This is a genomic window from Cohnella abietis, from assembly GCF_004295585.1.
Classification (GTDB): Bacteria; Bacillota; Bacilli; order Paenibacillales; family Paenibacillaceae; genus Cohnella; species Cohnella abietis.
Map to the genome: position 1 here is coordinate 2,743,113 of NZ_AP019400.1, position 18,476 is coordinate 2,761,588.

Here is an 18,476-nt window from a genome sequence, read left to right on the forward strand (position 1 = left end):
ATAAAAATGACAGCAAAAAAGATATTCGTGCATACTTTTTTGTTAATCGGTGTTATATTTTCGATATTCCCGTTTTACTGGCTAGCGGTTATGGCGACGAATGAAACGAGCGCAATCTTTTCTTTTCCTCCTAAATTGGTGTTTGGGGACTATTTCTTGGTGAATTATCATCACGTCATGGATAACATCAATTTTTATCGCGCGCTGTTCAACACCCTTTTCATCGCGATCACTAGCTGTGTACTGCAATTGTTTTTCAATTCATTGACGGGATTTACTTTCTCGAAATTCAAATTCCCGGGATCCAAGGTGCTCTTCTATTTAATGATGGCAACGATGATGATCCCGGCCCAAATGCTGCTAGTTCCGCAGTTTATTATTATTAAAGAGATTGGATGGCTAGGAAGCTATAAAGCTCTGATCGTTCCGGGCATGGCAAGCGCGTTCGGGATTTTCTGGATTAGACAATATGCGTTAGCTATCCATGACGATTTGCTCGAAGCCGGTCGCATAGATGGGTGCACCAAGTTCGGATTATATTGGCGGATTGCTTTACCTATTCTTCGGCCAGCGCTTGCTTTTCTTGCCATTACGACCTTCATGGGAGTCTGGGAAGATTATCTGTGGCCTTTGATCGTATTGACAGATACTTCAAAATTTACTTTAATGTTAGCGTTGCAACAATTAAAATCAGTTCATACCGGTGACTATTCCATGGTTATGACCGGAACGCTTTTGGCCACCCTGCCAGTAATCGTTTTCTTCCTAGTTGTAAGCCGTCAATTTATTGCGGGAATTATGGAAGGGGCGGTCAAAAGCTAGAAAAAAACTAAAAAAACAGTTTCAGCAATTATGAAAGCAGGGTGACGATGATGGCGCCGAAGATTAAGGATGTCGCCAAGTACGCGGGTGTTTCCGTTACGACGGTTTCGAGAGTACTAAACGGAGAGAAGTACGTCAAGGACGATTTGAAAGCTAGGGTTCAAAAGGCGATAGACGATCTTGGTTACTCGCCAAGTCATATTGCTAGAAGTCTCGTCCGTAGGAAAACGAATCTTATTGGGGTGATTGTCCCTGATGTTACTTCGAGCTTCTATTCCACGATCCTTAGCACGATCGAGAAAACCGCGAGCCTGAACGACTATAATCTTTTGGTATGCAACATCATCGAAGATACAGATAAAGAGCTTAAATACTTGCAAGTGTTCAAAGAGATGCGTGTCGATGGCATTATTATCATGCATGAGAAAATAAACGAAGAAATACGCGAAATGATAATGAAGCTGGGGATACCTATCATCTTCTCAAGCGTAAAACCAAAGGATCAGCCTTTCATTTCCGTAATCATCGACGATTATTCGGCAGCATATGATGCAACGAGACACTTAATCGATCTCGGACATTCGCGCATCGGTTTTATCGGGGGCGACATGAACGACGTGACATCGGGTCAGAACCGCTATTTCGGTTTTGTTCACGCCTTGTCCGATTTCGGAATCGAACAAGTAGAAGCTCACATTAAGTTTGGCGATTACAAAACGCGTAGCGGTTACGACATGATGAAGGAAATTTTAGCTTGCCGAACCCGCCCGACGGCGGTATTCGCAGTAAGTGACGATATGGCTGTCGGAGCCATGAACTGCATTAGTGATTATGGATTATCGGTTCCGGGTGATATATCCGTTATCGGGTTCGATGGTAGCCAATTAACGGAGCAGGTTCGTCCGCGATTGTCATCCATGGAGCAGCCTATCTTAGAGATGGGGAAAATAACCGTGCTTAAGCTTCTCGATTTGATTTCAGGCAACAATGCGACCCTTAAAGATGACGTCATTCTAAAGCACATGTTAGTCATACGTGACAGCTGCAAGAAATACGTCAACAGAGAGGATCAAACATAATAGGTATCGGAAGAAGGAGAACGAATTGAAAATGTTCGATGCTGTTGTAATTGGCGATGCTAATATCGATCTCGTCGTGCCGGGGTATAATGAAGTTCCTCAACCTGGCCAGGAGATCTTAGTCGATAATATTGCAATGCACGTAGGCGGGGGAGCCGCGTTATTCGCGGTCTCACTTGCGAAGCTAGGAACTCGAGTCGCATTTAACGGCGTGTTGGGCGATGACAACCACGGCCAATATATTAGGGATCGCTTTGCCGAATATGGTATCGATACCACAATGATAAAAACAAGCAAAGAGCACAATACAGGCATCTCGATTGCCTTTAATCCGGGCTCGGATCGTTCCTTCATTACTTATTGGGGATCCAATATGGAGCTTCGGTTCGATAACTTGGATATAGAGCAAATTGCCCAAGGTAGCCACGTACATTTGACCGGTTACAAAGGGGAACGAAATCATGAGCAATATATACAGCTGGTAAAGTCGCTTAAGGACAATGGAGTTACATTGTCCTGCGATGTAGGATGGGATGATTCCGGCAAATGGGATAGAGGAGTATTCGAATTAATGAAGTATTTTGACGTTTTCTTGATGAATGAGACCGAGTGTTTTCATTATACAGGGATGGAAAACGTAGAAGATAGTCTGAGATACATGAGTGAATATTGCAGCCATGTCGTAGTCAAACTGGGGAAAGAAGGGGCCATTTCCGTAAAAAACGGGATTATCAAACGCCTTCCGGGTTATTCGGTTGAAGCTGTTGATACGACGGGAGCTGGAGATTCCTTTAACGCAGGGTATTTATTTGGATTCTTGTCTGGCAAAGATGTCGAAACTAGTATGAGATACGGTAATGCCTGTGGGGCACTTTCCGTGAGCGCATTCGGCGGGAGCACGAACACACCGACTTACGACCAACTCGAACAATTTATTAGCAGTCATCAAAATACGCAGCATGCCGTCTAGTCAAGACAGACGGGGAAGGAGAGAAGTAACAATGAAGAAGCTTCCCAATTCGGTTTCGGATTTACTACAAGAAGCCCATTCAACTCTTGCCGGACATCCGAAGCTATTGGACATGTTCCTGAAATGTTTTCCGAACACGTTAGAAACGACTACGAAGCTGCTGGAGGATCAATCAGCCTTCGTCATTACCGGAGATATTCCGGCTATGTGGTTAAGAGATTCCAGCGCACAGGTGAGGCATTACTTGCCGCTTGCCAACGGAGACAAGGAGCTTCAGCACTTGATTGAAGGATTAATTCGCCGGCAGATCGCTTATATTCATATCGATCCCTATGCTAACGCCTTTAATGAAGAAGCAAACGATAATCGTTATGACGAGGATCTGACTGAGCTTGATGCTTGGGTGTGGGAGAGAAAGTACGAAATTGATTCGCTTTGCTATCCCATTCAGCTTTCTTATCTCTATTGGAAACAAACAGGCAGAACCGAAATATTTGACGAAGCCTTCCGAGCTGCGGTTCAAGCGATATTGAACTTGTGGAAAATAGAACAAAGGCATGCCGAGCTGTCGCCTTACCGGTTTGCCCGAATCAATTGTCCTCCGAGCGACACGCTGCGGAACAACCGAATGGGAATGCCAGTTAATTATACAGGTATGACCTGGTCAGGGTTTCGTCCGAGCGACGATGCTTGCACGTTCGGATATCTCATTCCTTCTAACATGTTCGCGGTCGTCGTTCTTCGTTATATCGAGGAGATCGCCATGGAAGTATGGAATGACGCCGAACTCATTCAGCTCGCGTCAGAGCTTAGGGAAGAGATCGACTTTGGTATTCAAAACTACGGTACCTATCTTCATCCGAAGTACGGAAAGATCTATGCGTATGAGACGGACGGCTTCGGTAACTACAATCTGATGGATGACGCCAATGTGCCGAGTCTGCTATCGATCCCTTACTTGGGTTACACAACATTCGATGATCCGATCTATCAGAACACACGCAAGTTTGTGTTAAGCGGCGATAACCCTTATTACCATGAGGGAAAATTCGCTAAGGGAATCGGAAGCCCGCATACGCCCGAGGGCTTTATCTGGCCGATCAGTTTGGCGATGCAGGCGCTTACCGCACGGGATGATGCAGAAATCGGCGAGCTGCTGGAAATGCTGCAGCGGACGGATGCGGATACGGGATATATGCACGAAGGATTCGATCCGGATAACCCGTCAAGCTATACACGTCCTTGGTTCGCTTGGGCAAATAGTCTTTTCGGCGAATTGCTGTACAGCTTGATGGCAAGAGGATTTTTTAATAAAGGGTAATTCTTTTATGGCAGGAGGGAACATCGATGATTCGCTTAGATCGTTATTGGGAGAATTTGAACGTTCTCCAAGTGAACAGGGAGGCTCCGCGAGCTGCCTACATCCCCTTCGTGGATGAAAATTCGGCCAAGTCGGGAAAGCGGGGGAGATCCCCCGTATATCAAACCTTAAATGGTGCATGGAAGTTTAAGTACCACAAGAGCGTCTTAAACGTCGTTGACCCGTTCTATGAGGAAACTGCCGACGTGAGCACATGGGACGATTTAATCGTTCCGTCTTGCTGGCAAGTAAATGGGTATGATCAGCTTCAATATACGAACATCGATTATCCTTTTCCTAACGATCCTCCTTTCGTCCCCAATGATAATCCAGCCGGACTTTACGTTCGAGAGTTTAATATTTCGAACCAGTGGGATGAGAAGGAGAAGTATATTGTTTTCGAAGGTGTTAATGCTTGTTTCTACCTTTGGATAAACGGACAATTCGCCGGTTATAGCCAAGGCAGCCGCATGCCTTCGGAGTTTAACGTTTCTTCTCTCCTAAAGCCGGGGAAAAACAAGATTGCAGTTATGGTATTAAAATGGTGCGACGGTTCTTATTTGGAAGATCAGGATTCTTGGCGATTTTCAGGTATTTTCCGCGACGTGTACATGCTTGCGCGTGATTGCGTCCACGTAAGGGACGTGTTCAATAAGCAAAAGTTCGAAGACGGCTTTCGGAAAGTCGTTCTGACGACGGAAATCGAGACGAACGGGCACTTGAATGTAAGCGCCGATTTAATGGATGTCGAAGGGAAAGTCGTAGCTTCGGTCAACGCCTTAATCGATAGTAAAGGGACTCTACGTTTCGAGGTAGACGATCCGAAATTGTGGAGCGCCGAGACGCCTTATCTCTACGAGCTTTACGTTCGCGGTGGCAGCGAGGTACTGCGGTTTCCGGTTGGGTTCAAGCAATTGACTGTCGAAGGTGGCGTGTTTCGTATCAACGGTCAGGCCGTTAAGCTCAAGGGCGTAAACAGGCACGATTCTCATCCGGAGCTCGGGCAGACGATTCCGGTAACCCATATGATCAAAGATCTTATTTTGATGAAAAAACATAATGTGAACACGATCCGTACCTCTCATTATCCGAACGATTCCCGGTTCATGGATCTATGCAACGAGTATGGGTTTTACGTCGTGGACGAAGCTGATTTGGAAAGTCACGGAATCGGAACCGGACACATAGAAGGATCCGCGCACTCTATCTCACGCGATCCCGACTGGAAGGCCGCTTTCATGGATCGCGCGGTTCGAATGGTGGAGAGGGACAAGAACCACCCATGCGTCGTCATGTGGTCATTGGGTAACGAGTCGGGATATGAAGCCAATCACATCGCGATGGCTGAATGGATTAGAGAACGCGATCCATCGATTCCGGTTCATTATGAAGGCGCAGCTCCGCACTATAAGGGCAGCTCGCAAATAGATTGTTTGGACTTGGAAAGCCGTATGTACGCTTCGGTTCAAGAAATCGAAGCTTACGCTAAAGACGAGAACAACGTCAAGCCTCTCTTCTTGTGCGAGTACAGCCATGCGATGGGCAATGGCCCAGGAGATTTAAAGGACTATTGGGACGTCATTTATCGTTATCCGAAGCTTATCGGTGGTTGCGTATGGGAATGGAACGACCATGGTATCGCAACGGAGACGAAGGACGGCACGCCTTTCTTTGCTTACGGTGGAGATTTCGGGGATAAGCCTAATGATGGAAATTTCTGCATCGACGGGCTAGTTACACCGGATCGCAAGCCGCATACGGGACTTCTCGAGTTGAAGAAGGTGCTCGCGCCTGTTCGGATCGAGGAGCACGACTTGAAAGTCGGCGAGATTAAGGTGACAAACCTCTATGATTTTATCGACCTTTCCCATGTGGGCGTTTTCTGGAAAATAGAGCTGGACGGAAGGCTGATTCAACAGGGACAGCTCGATACAGAAGGAATTTTGCCGCAAAACTCTCGCCTTATGACTTTGCCGTTTAACTTGCCCGAAACGTTCATTGGACGTTACGTGCTTACTTTCTCCATTTGGTTAAAAGAGGAGACGCGATGGGCCGAAGCAGGTCATGAGATTTCATTCGAGCAGATGGAATGGAAGTGTGATAAGCCGAGTTTGGAGATCGGCGATGACGTCCGTGATGTCTCGGTCAAGCCATCTCCTGCATTGCAAACGGAAGAGACGGGACGTTGGCTAACCGTCGAAGGCTTTGATTTCCGTCATGTTTTCGACCTGGAGTCCGGAACTGTACACCGTATTTCGAGGAACGGAGTGAACATGCTGGACGCTCCTTCAGCATTTACGGTCTGGAGGGCGCCGACGGATAACGATATGCACGTGAAAGAGAAGTGGCTCGAGGAAGGCTACGACCGTGCTGCTATGAAGACGTACCATTGCAATTGGGCTAAAACAAATGACGGGAATGTGGAGATCAGAAGCAGATTTTCCATTTCTGCGGACAGCCGAGCATCGATTCTCTCCGGAGAATTATGCTGGAACGTTAACGTATCGGGGGAGATTCGCCTAATTTTGAACGTTAAAGTCCAAGCGGAATTGCCATATCCTTACCTTCCACGTTTCGGTCTTCGGCTATCGATGCCTCCGGGCATGGAAGAGGTTGAATACTCGGGCTTCGGACCGCATGAGAGTTATGTAGACAAACGCCAAAGCGTAAAACGGGGCCAATTCCTGACAACGGTCGATGAAATGTTCGAGAACTATATCATGCCACAAGAGAACGGCTCCAGGTATGGAACCGAATGGGCCATCGTGTCCAACGCGCAAGGCATGGGCCTTCGCTTCTCTACGCAGAATGGCTTCTCCTTCAACGCTTCCCATTTTTCGCCGGAAGACTTAACCGAAGCGCAGCACGATTGGGAGCTTGCGAAGATGAAAAGTAAGAATACGATCGTACACCTCGATTACAAAATGAGCGGAGTCGGATCGAACTCCTGCGGACCGGTGCTTGCGGAAGCGTACCGTTTGAACGATAAGGAATTTCAATATGAGCTAAGCCTCACTCCCGTATTTAAAGAAGACGAATAGAGGAACTTCAAGGAGGACTCGCGAGTGAAATATATCCAAATTCAAGGCGTTGATAAAAAGATTTCGCGGTTATTCATGGGGACAGGGGATTTACGGAAATTGGAGGATCCGCAACGGATCATGCTAGATGCGTATATCCAGGCCGGAGGCAACGCCTTCGATACCGCTCATCAATATCGGGGCAAGGAGCTCGTTCTCGGCCAATGGCTGGCTGAGACGGGACTTCGGGAACAGCTGGTCATTTTAACGAAAGGCGCTCATCACGATGACGGGAGCCCAGGGCCTCGCGTGAATCCCCAGGCGATTCGCAAAGACTTGAAAGAGAGCCTAGAACGACTCGGTACCGATTACGTCGATCTATATGCGCTTCACCGCGATGATCCGACCGTTGAGGTCGGCCCTATCATCGAAGAACTGAATGAGCATCTTCAAGCGCGGACAATTAGAGCCATCGGTGCCTCGAACTGGTCACACAAAAGAATTCAGGAAGCAAACGAATACGCAGCTTCACGAAACTTGACTGGCTTTTCCTTCAACAGCCCGAATTTAAGCTTGGCCAAGCCTCTAGAAGCTAGGTGGGCGGGAGCTATCTCTGCGGATGAGGCAGCGTGCGAATGGCACGTCAAAAATCAATTGCCATTATTAGCTTGGTCCGCGCAAGCGGGAGGATTCTTCTCCGGGAACTTCTCACCGGACAATCGAACGGACGAAGAGATGGTCAGAGTATATTACAGCGACAATAACTGGGAGCGATATCGCCGTGCCGTTAAGTTAGCGGAAGAAAAGGGCGTGACTCCGATCCAAATTGCTCTTGCCTACGTCCTTTATCAGCCTTTTCCGACTTGCGCGATTATCGGTCCTCGAAATCCTGAGGAGTTCTATTCCTCGATCGAGTCTATGAATCTTGAACTGAGCCCGCGGGAAGTTGAATGGCTAGATCTGAAAGTGGAGGATATTCAATGATGATCAGACATAAGCTTGCGGCACAGCTGTACACCTTAAGGAACGAAGTGAAGAAGGATTTCGAGGGTGTTCTTAAAGATCTAAGTAAAATGGGATGGGCGGCCGTTCAAATCGACGGTTTGCATGGACATCCCGCTCGGGATATCGAAGCCGTGTTGAAGGAAACAGGCTTACGAGTAGCGGGTATGCATGTTGGCTTAGAGCGAATGAAGCATGATCTGAAGGCAGTGCTGGAGGAAGCAAGCTTGTTCAATACAAAAGATTTTATCTGCCACTCACTGCCGGACGGTCTGCAGACGCCCGAGGGATACGAGAGCGTAAAGAAAGATTTGCTGGCGGTTGCCGCTGAGGTTGACGGCAAGGGATACCGAGTGGGTTATCACAATCATGACTTTGAATTTCACACGAAGATCGACGGGAAATTTGCACTGGAATATTTGCTGGATGATCCAGCAATTCATGCCGAAATCGATACTTATTGGGTTATGAAGGCAGGCCATGATCCGCTATCCTTTATTCGGAATTATGCTTTCCGCATGCCGATTCTTCATCTCAAGGACATGACCTCTGATGGTCGGCAATATTTCTCCGAAATCGGAACCGGCCTGATCGACTTCGCTCCGATTCTGAAATGGGGACTGGATAGCGGCGTTGAATGGTTTGCGGTGGAGCAGGACTACTGTCCGGGCAATCCGATGGATAGCTTGGCTTTGAGCTTAGAAAATTTGTTGAAGCTTGAGAAATCGCTTTGAGTTGATATCCGGGGAGAAAGGTGAGGATAAATATGTTGTTCACAGAAAAGAAGCTGGAAGCGAGGCTTCAAGAATTAAACGATACACGTTATCGCGACGCTATTCCATTGGTAAGCTTCTCCGCCGTTGAAGATGAGATCGGAGCTACGGCAGCCCGGCCTCCTGTAGGATCGCCAACGTTCGAATTAAAAACAGGCGAGACATGGAAAGGCCGCGATCGTTATATTTGGTTATCCCGTAGCATCGAGATTCCTAGCGAATGGGCAGGCAAAACAGTGCTCGGACGTTTCGACTTCGGAGAGACGGGTGGAGGAAACAACGACGGCTTCGAGTCGCTGCTTTACTGGAACGGCGCTCCGTACCAAGGCGTTGATTCCAACCATCAAGAAGTATTCCTTCCGGATGAAGCCGCTGGAACGACTGGCACAATGGACATTCGATTGTGGTCGGGTCTCGATGGTGGCGGTAAGCCGCGCGAAATGAAGCACACGGTGAACCGGGCCGAGCTGTGTTGGCTAGATGAAAGAATCGACGATTTCTATTATACGGGTCGTGCCGTGCTAGAAACGATTCAAGCGCTTGGTGTAGCTCATCCCGACCGCGTGGGTCTCGTTAAAGCGCTCGACCGTGCTTTTCTTAAGGTGGATTGGTCCCAACCGGGTTCGGAAGCTTATCGCGAATCCGTTTATGATGCTCGCGAACAATTGCTGGCGGAACTGAACGGTTTTGAGAAGCATCATCCCGTTACAGTTACGACCATTGGTCATACCCATATCGATGTGGCTTGGCTTTGGAGATTGAAGCATACGCGCGAGAAATGCGCCCGCTCGTTCTCAACGGTCCTTCGCTTGATGGAACGCTTCCCGGACTACGTGTTCTTGCAGACGCAGCCGCAATTGTACGCCTACATTAAACAAGACTACCCGGAGATTTACGAGCAAATCCGGGAGCGCGTGAGCGAAGGGCGTTGGGAAATCGGCGGAGGCATGTGGCTCGAAGCCGATTGCAATCTGACGTCGGGTGAATCGCTGGTCAGACAATTCCTGTTCGGAACCCGGTTCATGCGTGAAGAATTCGACGTGGAAAGCACATATTTGTGGCTACCCGACGTATTCGGATATAGCTGGGCATTGCCGCAAATTTTACAGAAATCCGGCTTCGATACGTTCATGACAACCAAAATCAGCTGGAACCAATTCAACAGAATGCCACACGATACGTTCAAATGGCGGGGAATCGACGGATCGGAAGTGCTTACGCATTTCATCACGACACCGGATGATTGGGAGGAAGCCAACTCCTTCTTCTATACGTACAACGGCTTAGTCACAGCCAAGACGGTAAAAGGAGCTTGGGAAGGCTACCAGGAAAAAGAAGTGAATCAAGAATTGCTCTTATCCTATGGCTACGGAGATGGCGGCGGAGGCGTAAATCGGGAAATGCTCGAAATGCGTCGCCGGCTAGATACAATGCCAGGGTTGCCGAACGTGAAGCCGGGGCGCGCGGATGATTACTTCCAGCGGCTGCAAAAAACTTTCAAAGAAACGGATCGTTACGTTCATACCTGGGACGGTGAGCTGTACCTTGAGTACCATCGGGGAACTTACACGAGTCAGGCTTACAATAAACGGATGAATCGGAAGCTGGAGCTTCTCTATCGAGAGACGGAATGGGTTAGCGCATTGGCAAGCGTACTGCAAGGGAATTGGAGCGAGTATCGCCAAGAGAAGCTGAATGAGGGCTGGACGATTATTTTGCGCAACCAGTTCCACGATATCATTCCGGGTTCCTCGATTAAGGAAGTTTATGAAGACAGTCGCGAGGAGTATGCCGAGGCGTTGTCGATCGTAACGGACGCTTGGAACGAAGCGGCAGCTGTCGTCGGGGGGCAGAAAAAGGAAGGAACGTTGACGGTTCTTAATAGCTCGCCTTGGGAACGCAATGATTTGCTCGTCGTCACGGGAGACAAAGCTCCTGCCGGAAGCGTATGGACGGATGCGGAGGGGAATGCCTTATTATCCCAACAATCCAATGGCCGTTGGATAGTGGCAGCCTCCAAGGTACCTTCGTTAGGACTGGCTTCCATTCACTATCAGGCTGAATCATCTTCTGTTGCCGAGGTAGAGATTCCTTTCCATAACGAAGGACGCGTGCTGAGGACTCCTCATTATGAGATCGAGTGGAACGAAGCTGGACAATTGTCCCGGATTTACGATCTGGACAATCGTCGTAACGTGCTTGCGCAAAATTCCCGTGGCAACGTCCTGCAAGTATTCGAGGACAAGCCGCTTAACTTCGAAGCTTGGGACGTCGATATTTTCTACCAAGAGAAAATGCGGGAAATTTCCGAATTGGTTTCCGCGGAGCTTGTGGAAGCGGGACCTTTGGCTGCGACCGTTGAGTTCAAATGGAATTACGCGAAGTCCGTGATTACGCAGAAAATGACGGTCTACGCCGGAAGCAGACGGATAGATTTCCGCACGCATATTGATTGGCAGGAGCATCAACAGCTTCTGAAAGTTGCTTTCCCTGTAGACGTTCGTTCAACGGAAGCTACTTACGATATTCAGTTCGGGAACGTCAAGCGTCCGACGCATTGGAATACGAGCTGGGATTGGGCACGATTCGAGACTGTCGGGCACCAGTGGGCTGACCTGTCAGAACGTGGTTACGGCGTGAGCCTGCTGAACGATTGCAAATACGGCTATGACATTAAGGATAACGTTCTCCGTCTGTCCTTGTTGAAGTCGGCCATCAGCCCGGACCCGGATGCCGATATTGGAGAGCACGAATTCGTCTATGCGCTCTTCCCGCATGAAGGAGATTGGTATGCAGGCGGCACCGTTCAAGAAGCTTGGTCGCTCAACAATCCATTGACAGCTTATGAAGGAACTCCCGTTAGGGACAAGTTCTCATTGTTCCGCTTATCCGCCTCTAACGTAATGGTGGATGCGGTGAAAAAAGCGGAAGATGGAGATTATCTCGTGCTGCGTGTCCATGAATTCGCCGGTGTTCGCTCGACGGTTCGGTTGGGCAGCGACTTCCACATTGTTTCCTTACAAGAATGTGATCTCATGGAAAAGCCTATCGGAGCTGCTTTACCTACAGATGCCGAGTTCGAGCTTAAGCCTTATGAAATCAAAACCTTTATCGTTCATCTCCAAGTCTAATTCTTCGGGCAAGGAAACTGGATTTAAGCCTGAAGCTCGCAAGCTCCCTAAGGAATTGCGGGCTTCCTCTTTCTTTATCTGATTAGGAATTACTCAAATCTATAATAAATAGAGGTTTTGCTAATGAAAACCATTCGATTGACAATGGCACAGGCTTTGCTGAAATTTCTGGATCAACAGTACATTTCTATGGACGGAGAAGAAACCAAATTCGTCCACGGAGTTATGGGTATATTCGGACATGGCAACGTAACGGGTATTGGCGAAGCGCTCGAAAGGGAATCAGGTAATCTGATTTTCCTACAAGGTAAGAACGAGCAGGGGATGGTTCATGCTGCAACAGCGTACGCCAAGCAGAAAAACCGTAGGCAAATTTTCGCATGCACGACGTCAATCGGACCTGGTGCGCTCAATATGATTACTGGCGCGGCAACCGCTACGGTAAACCGCATCCCAGTGCTCCTTTTGCCGGGCGACAACTTCGCTTCCCGCCAGCCGGATCCCGTATTGCAGCAATTGGAAGTCCCAAGCGATTACTCGATATCGGCCAACGACCCGTTTAAGTCAGTAAGCAGGTTCTGGGATCGCATTGTCCGTCCGGAACAGCTGATGTCGTCGCTGCTTCAGGCGATGCGTGTGCTGACCGATCCTGCGGATACCGGAGCTGTAACGTTGGCTCTGCCGCAGGATGTTCAAGCGGAAGCTTACGATTATCCGGCGGACTTTTTCGACAAGCGAGTTCATTATCTGGATCGCCGTCCTGCCTCGCACGAAGCCCTTCAGAGAGCTGTTAATCTGATTGCTAGCAAGAAGAAACCATTAATCGTCGCAGGCGGCGGCGTTCATTACTCGGGAGCGGAGAAAGAACTGCTCGCGTTCGCTGAAGCTTTCAACATACCGGTAGCGGAGACGCAAGCCGGCAAAAGCGCCGTTCCTTGGAATCACCCACTTAGCCTTGGAGGCGTCGGAACTACCGGCACCCTGGCAGCGAACAGGATTGCGGCGGAAGCAGATTTGATTATCGGGGTGGGCACGAGGTTCTCCGATTTCACGACTGCTTCCAAATCGGCTTTCCGCAGCCCGAATGTCGCATTCTTGAACTTAAATATTAGCGCATTCGACTCGGTGAAGATGCAAGCGGAGTACATTACCGCGGATGCTAGGGAAGCCATCACGGCCCTCCACAAGCAATTATCAAAAGACGGTTATCGTTCCGATTACGCGGAAGGTTACGTGAAGGAGCTCAAGGTGGAGTGGGATGGAGAGGTTGACCGCCTTTATTCGCTGGAGAGCTCCACGGGTTTCAATCAAACGCGCGCCTTAGGCATCATTAACTCGTTCATCGGATCGAAGGACGTCATCGTCGCGGCTGCCGGAAGCTTACCAGGCGACCTGCACCGGGTATGGAGGACGACCGAACCGAAAACTTATCATATGGAATACGGCTTCTCCTGTATGGGATACGAAGTCAGCGGTGCATTCGGCGTGGCGCTTGCGGAGCCGGAGCGCGAAGTTTATGCGGTCTTAGGCGACGGAAGCTACCTAATGCTTCACTCGGAGCTTGTGACCGCGATTCAGGAAGGCGTTAAGCTAACCGTGCTATTGTTCGACAACCATGGGTACCAATGCATCCATAACCTGCAGCGCGGACATGGCAGCGATGGATTCGGCAACGAGTTCCGTTTCCGTTCCAAGGAGACGGGACGGTTGAACGGCAATTATATGCCGATCGATTTCGCGGCCCATGCACGCAGCTTGGGTGCCGCTTCCTACACCGCAAGCAATGCGGTGGAATTGGAGCATGCGCTGCATCAGGCGAAAGCCGAGCAAGGTCCTGTTCTTGTTGAGATTAAGGTGCTACCGGGTACGAACACCGATGGCTACGATTCTTGGTGGAACGTAGGTGTGCCAGAAGTGTCCACGGATGATAAGGTTTTGAAGGCGCATGCCGAGATGCAGAAGAAGATTCAAGCGGCTCGGCCTTACTAACGGACAAGAAAGAAGGGATCTCGATGGAGCCCATAGCATTCACAACCGACAAATCGCTCGATTTAGTGGCGATCGGTCGGCTATGCATCGATTTGAACGCTAACGAAATCAATCGTCCGATGGAAGAGACGATGACATTTACTAAATATGTCGGCGGTTCTCCAGCTAATATCGCTATTGGTATGTCGCGTTTGGACATGAAGACGGCCTTTATCGGGAAAGTTGCCGACGACCAAATGGGTCGGTTTATCGTCCAGTATTTGCACGACAACGGCATTGGAACGTCAAACGTCATAACGGATCGGACCGGGGCCGTGACCGGCTTGGCCTTTACGGAAATTAAAAGCCCAGAGGATTGCAGTATCCTGATGTACCGAGATAACGTTGCCGATCTGAGACTTGAACCTGGCGAAGTGGACGAATCGCTGATCGCCGCAAGTAAAGTGCTTCTCGTATCAGGAACGGCTCTTGCGAAGAGCCCTTCGCGGGAAGCAGTGCTGCTGGCCCTCCGGTATGCACGCAAGCACGGCACGAAGGTTGTATTCGATATCGATTACCGCCCTTATACATGGACCAACCCACAGGAAACGGCGATTTATTATCACGCAGCAGCAGAAAAAAGCGACATTATTATCGGAACCCGCGAGGAGTTCGACATGCTGGAGCAGTTCGACGGCAACGCAGAACGAAGCGATGAAGTAACGGCCGCGCAATGGTTCGGCCACCACGCAGAAATCGTCGTCATTAAGCACGGCAAAGACGGATCGATTGCTTATGGTAAAGATGGAAGCTCACACCGGGGTTCGATTTTCCCTGCGAAGGTCATCAAAACTTTCGGAGCGGGCGACTCTTACGCCGCAGGTTTCATATATGGACTTATGCAGGGATGGAGTATCGGCCGCAGCATGGAATTCGGTAGCGCTTGCGCTTCTATCGTCATTTCCAGCCATAGCTGTTCGGATGCCATGCCGAGGGTTAAGCAAGTAGAAGATTTCATTCGCGATTCCAAGAATGCTTAAATGGAGAGGGGAATACTCAATATGACTCAGATCAACGCGCCCGTAGCGCTCAAAAATTTTGTCGGCGGCCAATGGGTCGCATCCGCTTCAGGCAATACCGATGCGGTATTCAATCCGGCAACCGGAGAAATAATCGCCCAAGTTCCTCTGTCTTCTAAGGAAGACGTGGACGCAGCGGTATTGAACTCCAAAGAAGCTTTTGAATCATGGAGTCGTACTGCGGTTCCGCGCAGAGCCCGAGTGCTGTTCAAATACCAGCAGCTCCTCGTCGACAATTGGGACGAGCTAGCCCGAATCATCACTCAAGAGAACGGTAAAAATTACTCGGAAGCTTACGGAGAGGTTCAAAGAGGCATCGAGTGCGTGGAGTTCGCGGCCGGTGCGCCTTCGTTAATGATGGGAAGGCAGCTTCCGGACATCGCCACGAACGTTGAATCCGGTATGTATCGCTATCCAATCGGTGTTATTGGAGGCATTACGCCGTTTAACTTCCCGATGATGGTTCCTTGCTGGATGTTCCCGTTGGCTATTGCTTGCGGAAATACTTTCGTGCTCAAGCCTTCCGAGCGCACTCCGTTGCTTGCGAACCGCTTGGCCGAGCTATTCAAAGAAGCAGGTTTACCGGACGGCGTTCTTAACGTGGTTCATGGCGCGCACGATGTCGTGAATGGGCTACTCGAGCATCCGGATGTAAAAGCGATATCGTTCGTCGGCTCCCAACCAGTCGCGGAATACGTGTACAAAACCGGAACCGCTCACGGTAAAAGAGTTCAGGCGCTCGCAGGTGCCAAAAACCACAGCATTGTCATGCCGGATGCCGATTTGGACGGAACGGTGCAGCAAATCATAAACGCCGCATTCGGGTCGGCGGGCGAGCGATGCATGGCCTGCGCGGTCGTAGTAGCCGTTGGCGAGGTAGCGGATCCGCTCATCGAGAAGCTGGTTGCAGCTGCCGATAAACTGACGATCGGCAATGGAATGGATAAAGATGTATTCTTAGGTCCAGTCATTCGCGGTCAGCATAAGGATCGCGCGCTCGGTTATATCGAGTCAGGCGAGAACGAAGGGGCTACTTTGCTTCGTGACGGACGCACCGATACGGCGGTCAACGGCGAAGGTTACTTCGTCGGACCAACGATCTTCGATAAAGTCACGAGTGAAATGAAAATATGGAAAGACGAAATCTTCGCGCCGGTTTTGTCCATTGCGCGCGTTAATACACTGGAGGAAGCGATAGAGCTCTCCAATCAATCTGATTTTGCTAATGGAGCTTGCCTATTCACCCAAAATGGCAGCAACGTTCGGCAATTCCGTGAGAACATCGATGCTGGAATGCTCGGCATTAATCTAGGGGTACCCGCGCCGATGGCATTTTTCCCGTTCTCGGGCTGGAAGAAATCGTTCTATGGTGATCTGCACGCCAACGGTACCGACGGAGTGGAATTCTATACGCGCAAGAAAATGGTGACGGCTCGCTGGTAAGCAGCAGTCATAACTGTAGACGGAAGGAGTGAATCCATTGGCTCTCGTATCGATGAAAGCAATGCTTCAAGAAGCATTAGTCGGACAATACGCGGTCGGTCAGTTCAACCTGAATAACCTTGAATTCACGCAGGCGATATTGCTCGCCGCGAATGAGGAGAGGTCGCCAGTCATTCTAGGCGTAAGCGAAGCTTATATTCCTTACATGGGCGGCCTACCCTTCATTGCAGCCATGGTCAAGTCTTTGATCGAGCATTACGATATTACCGTGCCGGTTGCACTTCACTTAGACCACGGTTCTACCTATGATGTCTGCATTCGTGCGCTTCACGCCGGGTTCACGTCGGTCATGATCGATGCGTCCCACCATGAACTGGAGCGAAACATCGAAATTACGCAGCGCGTGACGGAAGCGGCCCATGTGCTTGGCGCGACTGTGGAAGCTGAGCTCGGGAGGATAACCGGGCAGGAGGACGATCTTGTCGTCGATGAAGCGGAAGCCATGTACGCCGTTCCGGAAGATTGCGTACGCCTCGTTGACGAGACAGGCATCGACTGCTTAGCGCCTGCGCTTGGCTCCGTTCACGGTCCATATCGAGGCCAACCTAAGCTAGGCTTCGACCGGATGGGAGAAATTCGGCGGTTAACGGGTCTTCCCCTTGTTCTGCACGGCGGAAGCGGACTCCCGGATGAGGAAATCCGTCGGGCTATCTCACTAGGAACCGCGAAGATCAATGTGAATACGGATAATCAAATCGCATTCACCGCAGCTATTCGTTCCTACCTGCAGGAGCATCCTGAGGCTTACGATCCGCGTCATTATCTGATACCAGCTAGGAAAGCTATTCAAACATCCGTTATCGCGAAAATACGTCTATTCGGGAGCACAGGCAAGGCGGGAGGAGAGGTTTAAATGTCTGAACTTATTGTAAAGCCCCTTAAGCAGGCTAGTGAGGACGGTTCTGTCCTAGCTATTACGCCAGAATCCGCAGGATGGACTTACGTCGGTTTCGAAGTGTTACGTCTTCAAGCGGGAGATAAAGTAGAGCGACGTACGGATTTGAAGGAAGTATGTCTGGTGCTGCTTAGCGGTAGGGCAAGCGTTCGAACTCTTCATGCGGAATGGGTTAATATAGGAAAGCGGATGAGCGTGTTTGAGAAAACGCCGCCTTACTCGGTGTATGTCCCTAATGAGGATATCTATGAGATAAATGCTTTGACTGATGTGGAGATAGCGGTCTGCTCCGCTCCTGGAAAAGGCACGCATGAGGCTCGATTGATTTCCCCAGAGCAGGTCGGTGTCGAGACGAGAGGGAAGGGCAACGTCGAAAGGCAAATTCATAACATTCTACCCGAAGGGGAGCCCGCGGATTCCTTGTTGGTGGTTGAAGTGTTTACACCGGAAGGACATTGGTCCAGCTATCCCCCTCATAAGCATGATCGGGATGCTTTGCCTGACGAATCGTTGCTGGAGGAAACTTACTATTTCCGCGTGCAGCCAGAGCAAGGCTTTGCCATTCAAAGGGTGTATACCGATGACAGGTCGCTGGACGAAACGCTGGCTGTGAACAACGGAGAAGCGGTATTGGTACCTCGGGGATACCATCCGGTATCGGCCCCTCCTGGCTACGAGGTTTATTATTTGAACGTAATGGCAGGACCGAAGAGATTGTGGAAGTTTCACAATGATAAGGATCACGAATGGTTAGTAAAAGCTTGAGCCAAGCTGATAGTGTAAACGGCTAACTACAAAAGCGAGCAGGGGCTGTCCCATAAGGTAACTTAGGGGCAGCTTTTTGCTATGTCTACGTACAGCCCCCATTAAATTT

The 18,476-nt window shown here is 49.7% G+C and carries 13 protein-coding genes; all 13 read left to right on the top strand.

Annotated features, from left to right (window positions below; translation table 11 throughout):
* Positions 1-6: 6 nt before the first annotated feature.
* The 13 genes from KCTCHS21_RS11515 to iolB all read left to right on the top strand — a co-directional run bounded on the left by KCTCHS21_RS11515 (position 7) and on the right by iolB (position 18,367).
* Positions 7-822, top strand: coding sequence for a carbohydrate ABC transporter permease (locus tag KCTCHS21_RS11515; protein WP_232058164.1), 816 nt, complete (start codon positions 7-9; stop codon positions 820-822).
* 47 nt (positions 823-869) lie between these two features.
* A complete protein-coding gene (locus KCTCHS21_RS11520; RefSeq protein WP_232058165.1) occupies positions 870-1,901 on the top strand; it encodes a LacI family DNA-binding transcriptional regulator in 1,032 nt (343 codons plus the stop codon).
* A gap of 31 nt (positions 1,902-1,932) precedes the next feature.
* Positions 1,933-2,871, top strand: a complete 939-nt coding sequence (locus tag KCTCHS21_RS11525; RefSeq protein ID WP_232058238.1) for a carbohydrate kinase family protein — start codon at positions 1,933-1,935, stop codon at positions 2,869-2,871.
* 31 nt (positions 2,872-2,902) lie between these two features.
* Positions 2,903-4,192 carry a glycoside hydrolase family 125 protein gene (locus tag KCTCHS21_RS11530; RefSeq protein ID WP_130607846.1) on the top strand — a complete coding sequence of 430 codons (1,290 nt, stop codon included), beginning with the start codon at positions 2,903-2,905 and terminating at the stop codon, positions 4,190-4,192.
* A gap of 26 nt (positions 4,193-4,218) precedes the next feature.
* Entirely contained in the window at positions 4,219-7,272 is a 3,054-nt protein-coding gene (locus tag KCTCHS21_RS11535; protein WP_130607848.1) for a glycoside hydrolase family 2 TIM barrel-domain containing protein, read from the top strand.
* A gap of 24 nt (positions 7,273-7,296) precedes the next feature.
* Positions 7,297-8,235, top strand: a complete 939-nt coding sequence (locus KCTCHS21_RS11540) for an aldo/keto reductase (protein WP_130607850.1) — start codon at positions 7,297-7,299, stop codon at positions 8,233-8,235.
* Positions 8,232-8,987, top strand: a complete 756-nt coding sequence (locus tag KCTCHS21_RS11545; protein WP_232058166.1) for a sugar phosphate isomerase/epimerase family protein — start codon at positions 8,232-8,234, stop codon at positions 8,985-8,987. The genes KCTCHS21_RS11540 and KCTCHS21_RS11545 overlap by 4 nt, the downstream gene beginning before the upstream one ends.
* Positions 8,988-9,019: 32 nt before the next feature.
* The gene (locus KCTCHS21_RS11550) at positions 9,020-12,157 is read left to right on the top strand and encodes an alpha-mannosidase (protein ID WP_130607852.1); all 3,138 of its coding nucleotides are present in this window, start codon (positions 9,020-9,022) and stop codon (positions 12,155-12,157) included.
* Positions 12,158-12,280: 123 nt separating this feature from the next.
* A complete protein-coding gene (gene iolD, locus KCTCHS21_RS11555) occupies positions 12,281-14,146 on the top strand; it encodes a 3D-(3,5/4)-trihydroxycyclohexane-1,2-dione acylhydrolase (decyclizing) (RefSeq protein ID WP_130607854.1) in 1,866 nt (621 codons plus the stop codon).
* Positions 14,147-14,169: 23 nt separating this feature from the next.
* Entirely contained in the window at positions 14,170-15,165 is a 996-nt protein-coding gene (gene iolC / locus KCTCHS21_RS11560; RefSeq protein ID WP_130607856.1) for a 5-dehydro-2-deoxygluconokinase, read from the top strand.
* A 21-nt stretch (positions 15,166-15,186) separates the two neighbouring features.
* Positions 15,187-16,647 (top strand): CoA-acylating methylmalonate-semialdehyde dehydrogenase, encoded by a 1,461-nt coding sequence (locus KCTCHS21_RS11565; protein ID WP_130607858.1) that lies wholly within the window; start codon positions 15,187-15,189, stop codon positions 16,645-16,647.
* A 37-nt stretch (positions 16,648-16,684) separates the two neighbouring features.
* The gene (gene fba / locus KCTCHS21_RS11570) at positions 16,685-17,560 is read left to right on the top strand and encodes a class II fructose-1,6-bisphosphate aldolase (RefSeq protein WP_130607860.1); all 876 of its coding nucleotides are present in this window, start codon (positions 16,685-16,687) and stop codon (positions 17,558-17,560) included.
* On the top strand, positions 17,561-18,367 hold the full coding sequence (iolB, locus tag KCTCHS21_RS11575) for a 5-deoxy-glucuronate isomerase (protein ID WP_130607862.1): 807 nt from the start codon (positions 17,561-17,563) through the stop codon (positions 18,365-18,367).
* Positions 18,368-18,476: the final 109 nt, after the last annotated feature.